This is a genomic window from Actinomarinicola tropica, assembly GCF_009650215.1.
GTDB classification, from domain to species: domain Bacteria; phylum Actinomycetota; class Acidimicrobiia; order Acidimicrobiales; family SKKL01; genus Actinomarinicola; species Actinomarinicola tropica.
Window position 1 is genome coordinate 749,962 of sequence record NZ_CP045851.1, and the last position, 12,801, is coordinate 762,762.

The 12,801-nt window shown below is 72.6% G+C and carries 14 protein-coding genes; 9 read left to right on the forward strand and 5 right to left on the reverse strand.

What is annotated here, in order from left to right:
• Complete coding sequence (pdhA, locus tag GH723_RS03800) at positions 1-1,086, reverse strand: pyruvate dehydrogenase (acetyl-transferring) E1 component subunit alpha (protein ID WP_153758398.1); 1,086 nt, start codon at positions 1,084-1,086, stop codon at positions 1-3.
• Positions 1,087-1,187: 101 nt separating this feature from the next.
• Between pdhA and GH723_RS03805 the strand changes: the two genes are divergently transcribed.
• From GH723_RS03805 to GH723_RS03820, 4 genes are read left to right on the forward strand one after another with little or no spacing between them, the layout of a single operon-like run.
• Positions 1,188-1,673, forward strand: a complete 486-nt coding sequence (locus GH723_RS03805; RefSeq protein ID WP_153758399.1) for an Lrp/AsnC family transcriptional regulator — start codon at positions 1,188-1,190, stop codon at positions 1,671-1,673.
• A 9-nt stretch (positions 1,674-1,682) separates the two neighbouring features.
• Positions 1,683-2,546 (forward strand): HpcH/HpaI aldolase/citrate lyase family protein, encoded by an 864-nt coding sequence (locus GH723_RS03810; RefSeq protein ID WP_153758400.1) that lies wholly within the window; start codon positions 1,683-1,685, stop codon positions 2,544-2,546.
• Positions 2,547-2,557: 11 nt separating this feature from the next.
• Positions 2,558-2,998 carry a MaoC family dehydratase gene (locus tag GH723_RS03815; protein WP_153761064.1) on the forward strand — a complete coding sequence of 147 codons (441 nt, stop codon included), beginning with the start codon at positions 2,558-2,560 and terminating at the stop codon, positions 2,996-2,998.
• Positions 2,998-4,002: an SCO2583/SCO2584 N-terminal domain-containing protein gene (locus tag GH723_RS03820; protein WP_153758401.1), complete on the forward strand. Its 1,005-nt coding sequence runs from the start codon at positions 2,998-3,000 to the stop codon at positions 4,000-4,002. The genes GH723_RS03815 and GH723_RS03820 overlap by 1 nt, the downstream gene beginning before the upstream one ends.
• On the opposite strand, the gene GH723_RS03825 is transcribed toward GH723_RS03820, so the two are convergent.
• Positions 3,999-4,400, reverse strand: a complete 402-nt coding sequence (locus tag GH723_RS03825) for a DnaJ family domain-containing protein (protein ID WP_153758402.1) — start codon at positions 4,398-4,400, stop codon at positions 3,999-4,001. The genes GH723_RS03820 and GH723_RS03825 overlap by 4 nt on opposite strands.
• A gap of 18 nt (positions 4,401-4,418) precedes the next feature.
• On the opposite strand from GH723_RS03825, the gene GH723_RS03830 reads away from it, so the two are divergent.
• The gene (locus tag GH723_RS03830; protein ID WP_153758403.1) at positions 4,419-5,789 is read left to right on the forward strand and encodes an MBL fold metallo-hydrolase; all 1,371 of its coding nucleotides are present in this window, start codon (positions 4,419-4,421) and stop codon (positions 5,787-5,789) included.
• Positions 5,790-5,801: 12 nt separating this feature from the next.
• Here GH723_RS03830 and GH723_RS03835 read toward each other — a convergent pair whose 3' ends face one another.
• A complete protein-coding gene (locus GH723_RS03835; protein WP_153758404.1) occupies positions 5,802-6,935 on the reverse strand; it encodes a serine hydrolase domain-containing protein in 1,134 nt (377 codons plus the stop codon).
• A 48-nt stretch (positions 6,936-6,983) separates the two neighbouring features.
• Positions 6,984-9,101, reverse strand: coding sequence for a catalase (locus tag GH723_RS03840; protein ID WP_153758405.1), 2,118 nt, complete (start codon positions 9,099-9,101; stop codon positions 6,984-6,986).
• A 106-nt stretch (positions 9,102-9,207) separates the two neighbouring features.
• On the opposite strand from GH723_RS03840, the gene GH723_RS03845 reads away from it, so the two are divergent.
• The gene (locus GH723_RS03845) at positions 9,208-10,026 is read left to right on the forward strand and encodes an alpha/beta fold hydrolase (protein ID WP_153758406.1); all 819 of its coding nucleotides are present in this window, start codon (positions 9,208-9,210) and stop codon (positions 10,024-10,026) included.
• A gap of 15 nt (positions 10,027-10,041) precedes the next feature.
• On the opposite strand, the gene GH723_RS03850 is transcribed toward GH723_RS03845, so the two are convergent.
• A complete protein-coding gene (locus GH723_RS03850) occupies positions 10,042-10,692 on the reverse strand; it encodes a response regulator transcription factor (RefSeq protein WP_153758407.1) in 651 nt (216 codons plus the stop codon).
• A gap of 54 nt (positions 10,693-10,746) precedes the next feature.
• Here GH723_RS03850 and GH723_RS03855 point away from each other — a divergent pair, with 54 nt between their 5' ends.
• The 3 genes from GH723_RS03855 to GH723_RS03865 are packed head-to-tail and all read left to right on the forward strand — an operon-like array spanning position 10,747 to position 12,788.
• Positions 10,747-11,466 carry an alpha/beta fold hydrolase gene (locus tag GH723_RS03855; RefSeq protein WP_153758408.1) on the forward strand — a complete coding sequence of 240 codons (720 nt, stop codon included), beginning with the start codon at positions 10,747-10,749 and terminating at the stop codon, positions 11,464-11,466.
• 46 nt (positions 11,467-11,512) lie between these two features.
• Positions 11,513-11,911 carry a DUF302 domain-containing protein gene (locus GH723_RS03860; RefSeq protein ID WP_153758409.1) on the forward strand — a complete coding sequence of 133 codons (399 nt, stop codon included), beginning with the start codon at positions 11,513-11,515 and terminating at the stop codon, positions 11,909-11,911.
• A 22-nt stretch (positions 11,912-11,933) separates the two neighbouring features.
• Positions 11,934-12,788: a patatin-like phospholipase family protein gene (locus tag GH723_RS03865; protein ID WP_153758410.1), complete on the forward strand. Its 855-nt coding sequence runs from the start codon at positions 11,934-11,936 to the stop codon at positions 12,786-12,788.
• Positions 12,789-12,801: the final 13 nt, after the last annotated feature.

Here is a 12,801-nt window from a genome sequence, read left to right on the forward strand (position 1 = left end):
TCACCCCTCCCGCTCGAGCTCGGCGGCGAGCTCGTCGCGCTGGCGGAGGAGCTCCGGCGTCGGCTCGGCGAAGACGTGCTCGAACACCTCGGTGGCCGGGCCGTCCGGGGCGTCGTAGACGGCGTCGCGCAGCGACCGGCGCAGGTCCGCGGCGTGCGAGGCGGCCTCCTCGGCGAGGGTGTCGTCCCAGGCCCCGACGTGGCGCAGGAACGCCTCGCACCGGGTGATCGGGTCGAGCGCCCGCCACGTGGCGACCTCGCCCTCGCTGCGGTAGCGGGTCGGGTCGTCGGAGGTGGTGTGGGGGCCCATGCGGTAGGTGACGGCCTCGACGAGCGTGGGGCCGTCACCGCGCCGGGCCCGCTCCGCGGCCTCCGCGACGACCATGTGGCAGGCGGCGACGTCGTTGCCGTCGACGCGCACGCCCGGCATGCCGTAGCCGATCGCCCGGTGGGCGAGGCTGGGGGCGCGGTACTGGTCGTGGGTGGGGGTGGAGATGGCCCAGCCGTTGTTCTGCACGAACACGATGCAGGGCGCCTGCTGCACCGCCGCCAGGTTGAGCGCCTCGTGGACGTCGCCCTCGCTGGTGCCGCCGTCGCCGATGAACGCCACCGTGACCCCGCCGTCGCCGAGCCAGGTGGACGCCATGGCGGCGCCGACGGCGTGGAGGGTGTTCGTGCCGATGGCGATGCAGATGGGGGCGACGCAGCGCTCGACGAAGCCGAGCCCGCCGTTCCAGGTGCCACGCCACGACAGGCCGACCCCGCCGGGGTCGATGCCGCGCACGAGGAAGGCGCCGAGCTCGCGGTACTGGGGGAACAGCCAGTCGGTGTCCCGGAGCGCCGTGGCGCACCCCACCTGGGCCGCCTCCTGCCCCGCGCAGGGCGGGTAGAGCGCCAGCTGGCCCTGGCGCTGGAGGTTCACCATCTCCTCGTCGACGCCGCGCGTGGCGACCATGGCCCGGTACATCGCGGGCAGCCGGTCGACGACGCTCGTGGGATCGAGACCGTGGTGGGGCGTGGGGTGGCCGTCGGGTGCGATCAGCTGGATCGGCTCGAGCGCCACCTCGTCGATGATGAGATCGGCCATCGTGCTCCCCTCTCCCCTCGGGAGTGTGTGACCTGTGACACCACCAATGGTGAACCACCTGCGCTGGGAAGGGAAGCGATCCGAAGATTATTCTCTGAGCCATGGTCCAGCCGAAGCTCTCGCCGGTCGAGATGACCCTCGTCCGCCTCCTCCAGAAGAACGCTCGGATGACGAACAAGGACCTGGCGAAGGCCGCGGGCATCGCCGAGTCCACGTGCCTCGAGAAGGTGCGGTCCCTCCAGCAGCGGGGGGTGATCCGCGGCTGGCACGCGGAGGTCGACCTGGCGGCGATCGGGCGGCCGATCCGCGTGCTCATCAGCGTCCGGCTGCAGCCGAAGACCACCGAGGCCGTGAACCGGTTCCAGCAGGAGGTCCTCGCCGCCGACGAGACGCTGAGCGTCGCCACCGTCGCCGGCAACGACGACTTCATCGTCGAGGTCGCGGTCGCCGACGTCGACCACCTCCGCAGCTTCCTGTTCGAGCACATCACCAACCAGCCGCACGTGACCGACACCCACACGCTGCTCGTCTACGACTACCGGCGGAAGTCGGTGATCGAGCCGGTCGCCGACGACGACGGGGTCTAGGGTCCCGCCATGGACCTCCGGCAGGTGCCGCTGCGCTCGGCGCTGTTCACGCCGGCCACCCGCCCCGAGCGGGTGGGCAAGCTGCCGGGCACGGGCACCGACCTCGGCGTCGTCGACCTCGAGGACGCCGTCGCCCCGACGGCCAAGGGTGCCGCACGCGCCCAGGCGCGCGAGGCCTGCCGCGCGCTCCTCGCGGCCGAACCGGCGTTCCGGCTCGCGGTGCGCGTCAACGCCCCGCTCTCGGAGCACGTCGAGGCCGACGTCGCCGAGGCCCTGGTGCCCGGTCTCGCCGCGGTCGTCGTGCCGAAGGTCGAGAGCGCCGACGACCTGGCCCGGGTGCGGCAGCTGTGCGACGACGCCGGCCTGGCGGACGTCGCGCTGCTCGCCGGCATCGAGTCCGCCCTCGGGGTGCTGCGCCTCGACGACGTGCTCGCGCCAGGGCTCGCGTCGGCGGCCTACTTCGGCGCCGAGGACTACGTCAGCGACCTCGGCGGCGAGCGCACGGCCGAGGGACGCGAGGTCCTCTACGCCCGCTCGCACGTCGCGCTCGTCGCTCGGGTCCACGGCGTCCCGGTGCTCGACCAGATCGTCCCCGCCTACGACGACGACGACCGCTTCCGCGCCGACGCGGCCGAGGGCCGGTCGCTCGGCTACGGCGGGAAGCTCTGCATCCACCCCCGCCAGGTCGCGCTGGCGCTCGAGGCGTTCACGCCGTCGGCCGACGCGCTCGACCGGGCCCGGCGCCTCGTCGCGCACTACGAGGAGGCCCTCGACGCCGGCGTCGGCGTCGTCACCTTCGACGGGCAGATGGTCGACCAGCCGATGCTGCGCCACGCCCGATCCGTCCTGTCCGCCGCCGGAGAGGGGAGCTGACGGTGCCCGGCATGTGGTTCGAGGAGTTCGAGGTCGGCCAGGTCGTGCAGCACGCGCTGACCCGGACCGTCACCGAGGCCGACAACGTCCTGTTCACGACGATGACGATGAACCCCCAGCCGCTCCACCTCGACGCCGAGTTCGCCAAGGGCACCGAGTTCGGCCAGCCCCTCGTCAACAGCCTGTTCACCCTCGGCCTCGTCGTCGGCATCAGCGTCCACGAGACGACGCTCGGCACCACGGTCGCCAACCTCGGCTTCACGTCGATCGAGTTCCCCGCCCCCGTGTTCCACGGCGACACGATCCACGTCGAGACCGAGGTGCTGGCGGTGCGACCGTCACGCAGCCGACCTGGCCAGGGCATCGTCGAGCTCGAGCACCGGGGTCACAACCAGCGCGACGAGCTCGTCGCCGTCGCCCGCCGCTCCGCCCTCATGCGGGGCCGGGGTTGATGGACGACGACGACCCCTTCGACGGCGTCAGCTTCGACGAGGGCTTCGTGCGCGGCGGGCGACGGGAGCCGTCGGCGGCCGAGCGGCTCGAGCGGGCAGCCCGAGAGCGCGAGGTGATCGAGCTGGAGGCCGAGCGGCGGCGGCTGGAGAGGGCCGCCCGGCGACGCCGCCGACGGCCCGGCGCGGTCATGCGTCGCCACCTGCGCCTCGTGCCGGCGGTGGCGTTCCTCGTCGTCCTCGCCCTCGCGGCGTGGCAGCTGAACCGGGAGGGGTCGACCACCGGGACGCTGTGGCTCGCGGGCCCGGAGGTCGGCGCGCCCGTCGCCGGCGGTCGTCCCACCCCGCGCGCCGCGCCGAGCGACGCCCCCCTCGGTGTGCCACCGGTCGCCACCGGCACCGGCGCCCACGTGTTCATGAGCGTCCAGCCGGGCGGGCTCGATCCGGTGGCCTACGACCCGTGCCGGCCGATCAGCGTCGTCATCAACGGTCGCACCGCACCGCCGTCGGCCGAGGGGCTCGTCGCCGAGGCGCTGCAGATCACCTCGGAGGCCACCGGCCTGCGGTTCGAGCTCGAGGGCATCACCGACGAGCCCCCGGTCGCGCAGCGGTCGGCCTTCCAGGAGGACCGCTACGGCGATCGTTGGGCCCCTGTGCTCATCGCGTGGACCGACCCCGCCGAGGTGCCCGAGCTCGGCGGCGACGTGGCGGGGATCGGTGGCAGCTCGTGGATCGACGCCGCACGCGGCGGACCGGCGGTCTACGTCTCGGGCATCGTCGCCCTCGACGGTCCGCAGCTCGCGAGCATCATCGACGGGGTCGACGGCCGGGCCCAGGCGCTCGGCGTCGTGCTCCACGAGCTCGGGCACCTCGTCGGGCTGGGACACGTCGACGATCCCGGCCAGCTGATGCACCCGGTGGGGCAGTACCAGATCACGACGTTCCAGGACGGCGACCTGGCCGGGCTGGCCCGGCTCGGCGCCGGGGCGTGCGTCGGGGAGCTCTAGCTCGCTCGACCCTCGGCCCAGGTGCGCACCACCCGCTCCTCGTCGAGCGGCACGAGGTTCGAGGGCGGGCCGCTGCTGGCCAGGCGGTTCACGTCCCGGATGCGCCGGTTGATGGCGGTGATGATCTCGCGCACCTCGAGCTCGTCCTCGCTCGCGGCGATGGCGGCGAGGGAGTCCTCGAGCTCCTTGCGCACCCGCAGGGTGGTGGGGAGCTGTTGGACGCCCTCGCGGCGCAGGAGGCTCTTGTGCCACCAGTCGGGGTCGCGTGGGCGGTCGAGCCCGGGGATGGGTCGACCCTCGAGGGCCAGGCCGTCGAACTCCCCGCGGTCCTGCGCCTCGCGGATCTGGCGGTCGATCCAGGTCTCCCAGGTCATCCCGGGCGGCTTGCGCTCGGTCACGGCTCCTACGCTACGTGCATGGTCGACGTGCACGTGATCGAGACGCCCGGACTGGGCGACCGCAGCTACGTGGCCACCGACGGGGACGTCGCCGTCGTGGTCGACCCGCAGCGCGACGTCGACCGCGTGCTCGACGTCGTCGGCGATGCACGGATCACCCACGTGTTCGAGACCCACGTCCACAACGACTACGTCACCGGCGGGTTCGCCCTGGCCCGCCGCACCGGCGCGGCCTACGTGCTCAACGCCGACGACGAGGTCGCCTTCGAGCGCACGCCGATCCGCGACGGCGAGACGGTGACGTCGGGGAGCATGGCGATCACCGCGGTGTCCACGCCGGGCCACACCCCGACCCACCTCTCCTACGTCCTGTCGGTCGACGACCACCCGATCGCCGTCTTCACCGGCGGATCGATGCTGTTCGGCGCCGTCGGCCGCACGGACCTGATCGACCCGGCGATCGCCGAGGAGCTCACCCGCCAGCAGTTCCGGTCGGCGCGCCGGTTGGCCGCGTCGCTGCCCGATGACACCGAGGTGTTCCCCACCCACGGGTTCGGGAGCTTCTGCTCGGCGACCGAGACCAAGGGCGACGCCTCCACGATCGGCAAGGAGAAGCAGCAGAACAACGCGCTGACCTCCGACGAGGACGACTTCGTCGACGAGCTGCTGTCCGGCCTCACCGCGTATCCCCGGTACTACGCCCACATGGGACCCCTGAACCTGGAGGGCCCCTCCGGGCCGGACCTGTCCCTGCCCGCGCTCGTCGACCCGGTCGTGCTGCGCGCCCGCATCGACGCGGGGGAGTGGGTCGTCGACCTGCGGGCCCGACGGGCCTTCGCCGCCGGCCACGCGCCCGGCACGATCTCGGTGGAGCTGGCCGATCCGTTCGCCACCCACCTCGGGTGGGCGATCCCCTGGGGCACGCCGCTCACGCTGGTGGGCGACGACGAGGACCAGGTCCTCGAGGCTCGCCGCCACCTGGTGCGCATCGGCATCGACCAGCTGGCCGGCGCCTCGGTCGACGCGCCCGAAGTCCTCTCGCCGGACGGACGTCCGGCGTCGTACCGGCGCGCGACCTTCGCCGACCTCGCCGACGAGCTGCCGCGGCGTGGCGACGACATCGCGGTGCTCGACGTGCGCCGGCCCGACGAGTGGACCGACGGTCACATCGCCGGTGCCACGCTCATCCCGTTCTGGGAGCTGGAGCATCGGATGGACGAGGTGCCGGCGGGCGAGGTGTGGGTGCACTGCCAGTCCGGCTACCGGGCGTCGATCGGCGCGTCGCTCGTCGACCGGGCCGGCGGCCGCACCGTCGTGCACATCGACGACGAGTGGGACGCCGTCGCCGACACCGACCTGCCGGTCGACCGCGGCCACGGGCACGACTGATCAGTCGTCGCGTCAGGCGAGGCAACCGTGGAGCGCGTCGATGAGCGCCCGGTTGCGACTGCTCTGCCACCGAGGGATCAGGTGGTTCATCACGTACCCGAACGCGACGCCGCTGTCCGGGTCGGCGTAGCCGAGCGCCCCGCCGGAGCCGAAGTGACCGAAGCTGCGGGGGTTCGGGCCGAGCGGCCGGCGTGCCGTCGTCGGCTGGAAGCCGAGCCCGAAGGACACGTCCTCGCCGAGGATCGGGCACGGACCGACCGACTGCGGCGTCGTGGCCTCGGCGAGCACCTCGCCGGACAGCACCCGACCGGGTTCGAGGAGCGCGGCGTAGAGGCCGGCGATCGCCCGCGCGCTGGCGTGGGAGTTCGTCGACGGGACGACCGCCGCACGCCACTGCGGTGAGTTGACGACGCCGATCGAGGAGTAGCCCGGCGGGTTGAAGTGCGCGAGGAGGTTCATGCGCGACTCGTGGTCGAGCGTCTCGGGGTCGGGTCGTGGGCCTCCCGACGGGCTGGCCCACAGGACGTCGGCGCAGCGGTCGAGGGCGTGGTCGGGCACCCCGAACCAGAGGTCGAGCCCGAGTGGCTCGGTGACCGCCGCCAGGCGCTCGGAGGGTGTGGCACCGGTGGCTCGGCGCACGACCTCGCCGAGCAGGTGGCCGTAGGTGTTGACGTGGTACACGTGCCGTGAGCCGGGTGCGAACCACGCCGGCGTCGCCGCCAGCGCCGCGCACATGCGGTCCCAGTCCCACAGGTCGTCGTCGGTGAGCGGCTCGGCGATGGCCGGGAGGCCGGCGCGGTGGGACAGCGCGTGGCGCAGCGTCGCCCGTTCGGTGCCGCCGGCCGCCAGCTCGGGCCAGACCTCGCCGAGCGGTGCGTCGAGGTCGAGGAGGCCCTCGTCGACCAGCTGGAGGGCGAGGGTGCCGATGACGGCCTTGCCCACCGAGTACACGTCGACGACGGTGTCGAGGGTCCAGGGCGTCCGGAACGCGGCGTCGGCCCAGCCTCCGGCGAGGTCGACGACCGTCTCGCCACGGAGGCGGACGCAGACCGCGGCGCCGACCTCGCCCCGCTCGTCGAAGTTGGCGCGGAACGCCTCCTCGACGGCGGCGAACCGTGGGTCGCAGTGCCCGGTTATGGGTGCCACGCCAGGAGTCTGCCAGCATGCGGACCGGCAGCTCCTGGCGTGGCGAGCTCAGACCGCGGCGACCTCCGGCTCGCGATCCCACAGGCGCAGGTCCCGGCACATCTTGAGGAAGCGGGCGGCCGTCGTCTTGCGACGGTCGAGCTCGACGTAGCCCTCGTCGATCTCGTCGCTGATGCCCGCCGCGTCGAGCAGCGTGCGTGCGGAGGGGACGAAGGCGACGAACTTGCAGTGGGCATGGGCGTCGGTGACCCAGTCACGGGCCGGCGCGTGGCCGGCGAGCACGGTGGCACCCTGCTCGGAGGTCACGATGGCGACGGCGTCGAAGAGGACGGACGGCCCGCCGTCGACCTTGTGGTCGGCGGGGTGGTGCGTCGTGTCGGAGGTGGTGACGCCCCCGACCTTCGGGGCGACGAGCTGGACCCGCGCCCCCTCGGCCTCGGCCGCGTCGCGCAGGTTGGCGAGGGTCTTGGCATCGGCCCCGTCGGTGACGAGGATGCCGAGCGTCCGCCCGGCGAACGACCCGGGCCCGTTGAGGAGGATGGAGAGCGCCGGCGACTCGGGAAGGTCGATCGGTTCGACGGCCGGCGTGGCGCGCTCGGGGAGGGGGAGCCCCAGTCCTTCGGCGACCATCTCTGCGAGGTCCTCGTCGACGTTGCGGAGGTTGGCGACCATGCGGGCCCGGATGGCCTCGGTCTCGACCTTCGACAGCTCGAACACGAAGGCGCCCACGATGTGGCGCTGCTCGGGCGGCGTCTGGCTGAGGAAGAACTGCCGGGCCTGGCTGTAGTGGTCGGCGAACGACGCAGGCCGGGTGCGACGGGTCGTCCCCGACTCCTGGACGGCAGCGCTGCGGTAGCCGGAGATCGGGTCCTCCCGCGGCCCCCGCTCATCGCCGGACCACGAGTTCGGCTCGTAGTTCGCCCGCCCCTTGGGGTTGGTGAACGCCATGTGGCCGTCCTGCTGGAAGTGCGAGAACGGGCACTTCGGCGCGTTGATCGGCAGCTGGGTGAAGTTGGGGCTGCCGAGGCGCTTGAGCTGGGTGTCGAGGTAGGAGAAGAGCCGGCCCTGGAGGAGCGGGTCGTTGGTGAAGCCGATGCCAGGGACGACGTTGGCCGGGCAGAAGGCCACCTGCTCGGTCTCGGCGAAGAAGTTGTCGACGACGCGGTCGAGCACCATCTTCCCGACCCGGCGGACGGGGACGAGCTCCTCGGGGATGATCTTGGTGGGGTCGAGGACGTCGAAGTCGAAGCTGTCGGCGAACTCGTCGTCGAAGGCCTGGATGCCGAGCTCCCACTCTGGGAGGTCGCCTCGGCCGATGGCGTCCCAGAGGTCGCGGCGGTGGTGGTCGGGGTCGGCGCCGTTGATCTTGACGGCCTCGTTCCACACGACCGACTGCATGCCGCCGAGCGGCTTCCAGTGGAACTTGACGAAGGTGGACCGGCCGTCGGCGTCGATGAACCGGAAGGTGTGGACCGCGAAGCCCTCCATGAAGCGCAACGAGCGGGGGATCGCCCGGTCGGACATCGCCCAGAGGACCATGTGGGTCGACTCGGGCATCAGCGACACGAAGTCCCAGAAGTTGTCGTGGGCCGCGGTGGCCTGGGGGAAGCCACGGTCGGGCTCCTGCTTCACCGAGTGGACGAGGTCGGGGAACTTCATGGCGTCCTGGATGAAGAAGACCGGGATGTTGTTGCTGACGAGGTCCCAGTTGCCCTCCTGTGTGTAGAACTTCACCGCGAAGCCCCGGGCGTCGCGGGCCAGGTCGAACGAGCCCTTGTTGCCGGCCACGGTCGAGAAGCGCACGAACACCGGCGTCCGCTCGCCGGGCCGCTGGAACAGGTCGGCGGTGGTGATGTCGGTGAGCGACTCGTAGGTCTCGAAGTGGCCGTGGGCGCCGTAGCCGCGGGCGTGCACGATCCGCTCGGGGATCCGCTCGTGGTCGAAGTGGAACATCTTCTCCCGGAAGATGAAGTCCTCGAGGAGGGTCGGCCCGCGCTCACCGACGGTGAGCGAGCTCTGGTCGTCGGCGATCGGGACGCCCTGCTGCGTCGTCAGGCGGGCCTCGCCCCGCCCGACCGCCTGGTGCGTCTCACCGCCCGGACCGACCTCGAAGGCCTCCGGCGCCGTCGTGCGGGCGCGGCGCGTGGAGCGTGGGGTCGTGGCCATCGGAGGCCTCCTGTGTCGTCGACGAGACGGCGCACCTGCCCCGTGGGCCGTCCGCCGAAACGGCCGGTTGGCCGCTCGGCGCCGGCCGCTCGTAGGGTGCCGCCTCATGGCGAACGTCGACAGCGGTGGGGTCCGGATCGACTACGACGTGCACGGTCCGGAGGACGGCCGGGTGGTGCTGCTGCTCCACGGCTTCCCCGACGATCGCAGCCTCTGGCGCCACCAGGTCGGCCCGCTGGTCGACGCCGGCTTCCGCGTCGTCGTGCCCGACCAGCGGGGCTACGGGCGCTCCGACAAGCCCGCCGAGGTCGACGCCTACAACCTCCTGTTCCTCGCCGGCGACGCGCTGGCGGTGCTCGACGACGTCGGCGCCACCACGGCGTCGGTGGTCGGCCACGACTGGGGCGCGCCGGTCGCGTGGTCGCTCGCGTCGATGGCCTCCGAGCGGGTCGACCGGTTGGTCGCGCTCTCCGTCGGGCACCCCACGGTGATGTCCGACCCGGGGTGGGAGCAGCGCCGCTGGTCCTGGTACATGCTCCTCTTCCAGTTCGAGGACGTCGCCGAGCGCTGGATGACCGACGACGGCGGCGCCCGCTTCCTCGACTGGAGCAGCCACCCGGAGGGCGCAGAGGTCGTCGACCGGCTCGTGGCGACCGGCTCGTTGACGCCGGCGCTGAACTGGTACCGGGCCAACGTCCACCCCCGCTCGATGCTCGAGCCGCCGCCGGCCCTGCCGCCCGTGCAGGCACCCACCACCGGCGTGTGGTCGAGCGACGACATGGCCCTCACCGAGCAGCAGATGGTGCGCTCCGGCGAGCACTGCGCGAACGGCTTCCGCTACGAGCGCTTCGACGGCATCGGTCACTGGATCCCGCTCGAGGCACCCGAGCGGCTGAACGCCCTCCTCCTCGACGTGCTGGCCTGAGGCCGCCCGGCGGCGTCAGCGCCAGAGGTCGATGCGGCGGCCCTGGAGCTCGAAGCCGTGGTCGATCGCCCACAGCACGGCCTGCGTGCGGCTCGTGACGCCCATCTTGGCGTAGGCCGTCCGGATGTAGGTCTTGATCGAGTTGACGCTGAGGTACGTGCGCTCGGCGATCTGGGCGTTGCTGAGGCCCTGGGCGATCAGGGCGACGACCTCCGCCTCGCGCTCGCTCAGGCCCTCCTCGCGCCCCGGCCAGTCCTGACCGACGGGCGTGCGGGCGGGCGGTGGGTCGCTCACGACGATCTCGCCGGCGGCGACGCGCTCGATCGCCTCGACGAGCTCGCCGGCGGGGAGCGTCTTCGCCAGGTAGCCCGAGGCGCCGACGTGGAGCGCCTCCTTCACCACGACCTCGTCGAACACCCAGGTGTAGACGGCGACGTGACGTGCCGCAGGGTTCTCGACGAGCACCTGGAGGTCGCCGTCGCCCGCCTCCGGCTGGGCGAAGGTGTCGAGCAGGACGACGTCGACGTCGCCCTCCCCGAGCTCGCCGGTCGTCATCTCGACCACCTCGATGCGGTCGCGGTAGTGGTCGAACATGTGCGCCAGGCCGGCGATCACGACGTCGTAGTCGTCGACGATGGCGACGCGCACCGGGTGGTGTTCGCTCATGACGAGGTCCCTCACCCCTCGCACGCCCGCCCAAACGTCGGCTAGAGAGGGCGCATGGCGAGCTTCGACCGTGACGGTGCCACGATCCACTACGACGACGAGGGCCGCGGCCACCCCGTGCTGCTCATCGCGCCCGGCGGGATGCGCTCCGCCAACGAGGTCTGGGGGAACATGCCGTGGAACCCGCGGACGGCCCTCGCCGACGGCTACCGGCTCATCGGCATGGACCAGCGCAACGCCGGCCGCTCGACGGCCCCCGTCACCGGTGACGAGGGTTGGGCCACCTACGCCGCCGACCAGCTGGCGCTGCTCGACCACCTGGGGATCGAGCGCTGCCACGTCCTCGGCATGTGCATCGGCGGCCCGTACATCCTGGGGCTGCTCCAGGCCGCTCCCGACCGGTTCGACAGCGCGGTGCTGCTCCAGCCGGTCGGCATCGACGACAACCGCGCGGCGCTCGAGGAGATGTTCGACGCCTGGCGGGCCGACATCGCCGACCGGCACCCCGAGGCCGACGACGCGGCGTGGGCCTCGTACCGCTCGCACATGTGGGACGGCGAGTTCGTGCTCACGGCGTCGCCCGAGCAGGCGGCGGCGATCCGCACGCCGATCCTCCTGCTGAAGGGGAACGACCTGTACCACCCGGCGTCGACCTCGGACGCCCTGGCCGCCACGCTGCCCGACGTCACCTACGTCGAGCGGTGGAAGGACGACGAGAGCCTCCCGGCCACCGACGCGACGATCAAGGAGTTCCTCGCCCGTCACACCCCCTGACGTCGGGGGTACGGTCACCTCGCGGGCCCGCCGAGGAGGTGCGCTGGTGGTCTACGAGGAGACGGTCGTCCTGAGGGTGGGCTTCGACGAGGCCCTGGCCCAGGTGAAGGAGGCGTTCGCCGAGCAGGGCTTCGGCACGCTGACCGAGATCGACGTCCAGCAGGTCCTGCGGACGAAGATCGGCAAGGAGATGGGCCGCTACGTCATCGTCGGGGCCTGCAACCCGGAGCTGGCGTCGCAGGCGCTCGACGAGGTGCCCCAGATCGGCGTGCTCCTGCCCTGCAACGTGGTCGTGCGCGAGTCGCCCGACGGCGTGCTCGTCGAGGCGATGGACCCGGGGGTCATGGCGACGGTGACGGGGCACGAGGGGATGCGCCCCATCGCCGACGACGCCCGCCGCCGGGTGAGCGACGCGCTCGACCGCCTCCAGGCCACCGCTCTCTGACCGCCCTGTACGGTCTCCGCCCATGACACGTGCGCTGGTGCTGGGCGGTGGCGGCCCCGTCGGGATCGCCTGGGAGTCGGGACTCGTCGTGGGTCTGGCCGAGCGGGGGATCGACCTGTCGGTCGCCGACCGCATCCTCGGGACCTCGGCCGGCTCGAACGTCGGGGCACGGCTCGCGCTGGGCCACGACCTGTCGACGGTCGCCCAGGCCCGGTCGACGCCGCAGCGGTCCGAGTCCGACGCCGTCGGCGGGCCGATGGGGGACCGCCTCGCCGGGCTGATGGAGGTCATGGCCCAGGCGATGGGCCACGAGGGCACGCCCGAGGAGGCACGCGCGCTCATCGGCCGCTTCGCCCTCGACGCCGATCCGATGCCGGAGGAGCGGTTCACCGGCGTGTTCGCCGACCTCGCCGACCAGCCGTGGCCCGCGGCGTTCGCCTGCACCGCCATCCGCGCCCTCACCGGCGAGCTCGTCGTCTGGGACGCCGACGCCGGTGTCGACCTGCACCTGGCCGTGTCGTCGAGCTGCTCGGTCCCGGGCATCTTCCCGCCGATCACGATCGACGGAGAGCGCTACATCGACGGCGGCATGCGCTCGGCGCTCAACGCCGACCTGGTCGCGGGGGCGGATCGGGCCGTCGTCGTGTCGGTCATGCCCACGTCCATGGCCGGGTTCGCCGACGTCGGCGGCGAGCTGGCCGCGCTGCGCGGCAGCGGCACGACGGTCGAGGTCGTCGAGCCCGACGAGGCGTTCCTCGAGCTCGCCGGCATGGGCGCCCACCTGATGGATCTGCACCGCGGCCCGCAGGCCTACGAGCTCGGCCTCGCCCTCGCCGACCAGGTGGCCGACCGCGTCGGCGTCCACTGGGGCGGCTGACGCCGGCGCATCC

Coding starts and splice junctions, on each gene's coding strand:
- pdhA (WP_153758398.1), bottom strand. CDS start 1,086: ATGGCCGATCTCATCATCGACGAGGTGGCGCTCGAGCCGATCCAGCTG.
- GH723_RS03805 (WP_153758399.1), top strand. CDS start 1,188: ATGGTCCAGCCGAAGCTCTCGCCGGTCGAGATGACCCTCGTCCGCCTC.
- GH723_RS03810 (WP_153758400.1), top strand. CDS start 1,683: ATGGACCTCCGGCAGGTGCCGCTGCGCTCGGCGCTGTTCACGCCGGCC.
- GH723_RS03815 (WP_153761064.1), top strand. CDS start 2,558: ATGTGGTTCGAGGAGTTCGAGGTCGGCCAGGTCGTGCAGCACGCGCTG.
- GH723_RS03820 (WP_153758401.1), top strand. CDS start 2,998: ATGGACGACGACGACCCCTTCGACGGCGTCAGCTTCGACGAGGGCTTC.
- GH723_RS03830 (WP_153758403.1), top strand. CDS start 4,419: ATGGTCGACGTGCACGTGATCGAGACGCCCGGACTGGGCGACCGCAGC.
- GH723_RS03840 (WP_153758405.1), bottom strand. CDS start 9,101: ATGGCCACGACCCCACGCTCCACGCGCCGCGCCCGCACGACGGCGCCG.
- GH723_RS03845 (WP_153758406.1), top strand. CDS start 9,208: ATGGCGAACGTCGACAGCGGTGGGGTCCGGATCGACTACGACGTGCAC.
- GH723_RS03850 (WP_153758407.1), bottom strand. CDS start 10,692: ATGAGCGAACACCACCCGGTGCGCGTCGCCATCGTCGACGACTACGAC.
- GH723_RS03855 (WP_153758408.1), top strand. CDS start 10,747: ATGGCGAGCTTCGACCGTGACGGTGCCACGATCCACTACGACGACGAG.
- GH723_RS03865 (WP_153758410.1), top strand. CDS start 11,934: ATGACACGTGCGCTGGTGCTGGGCGGTGGCGGCCCCGTCGGGATCGCC.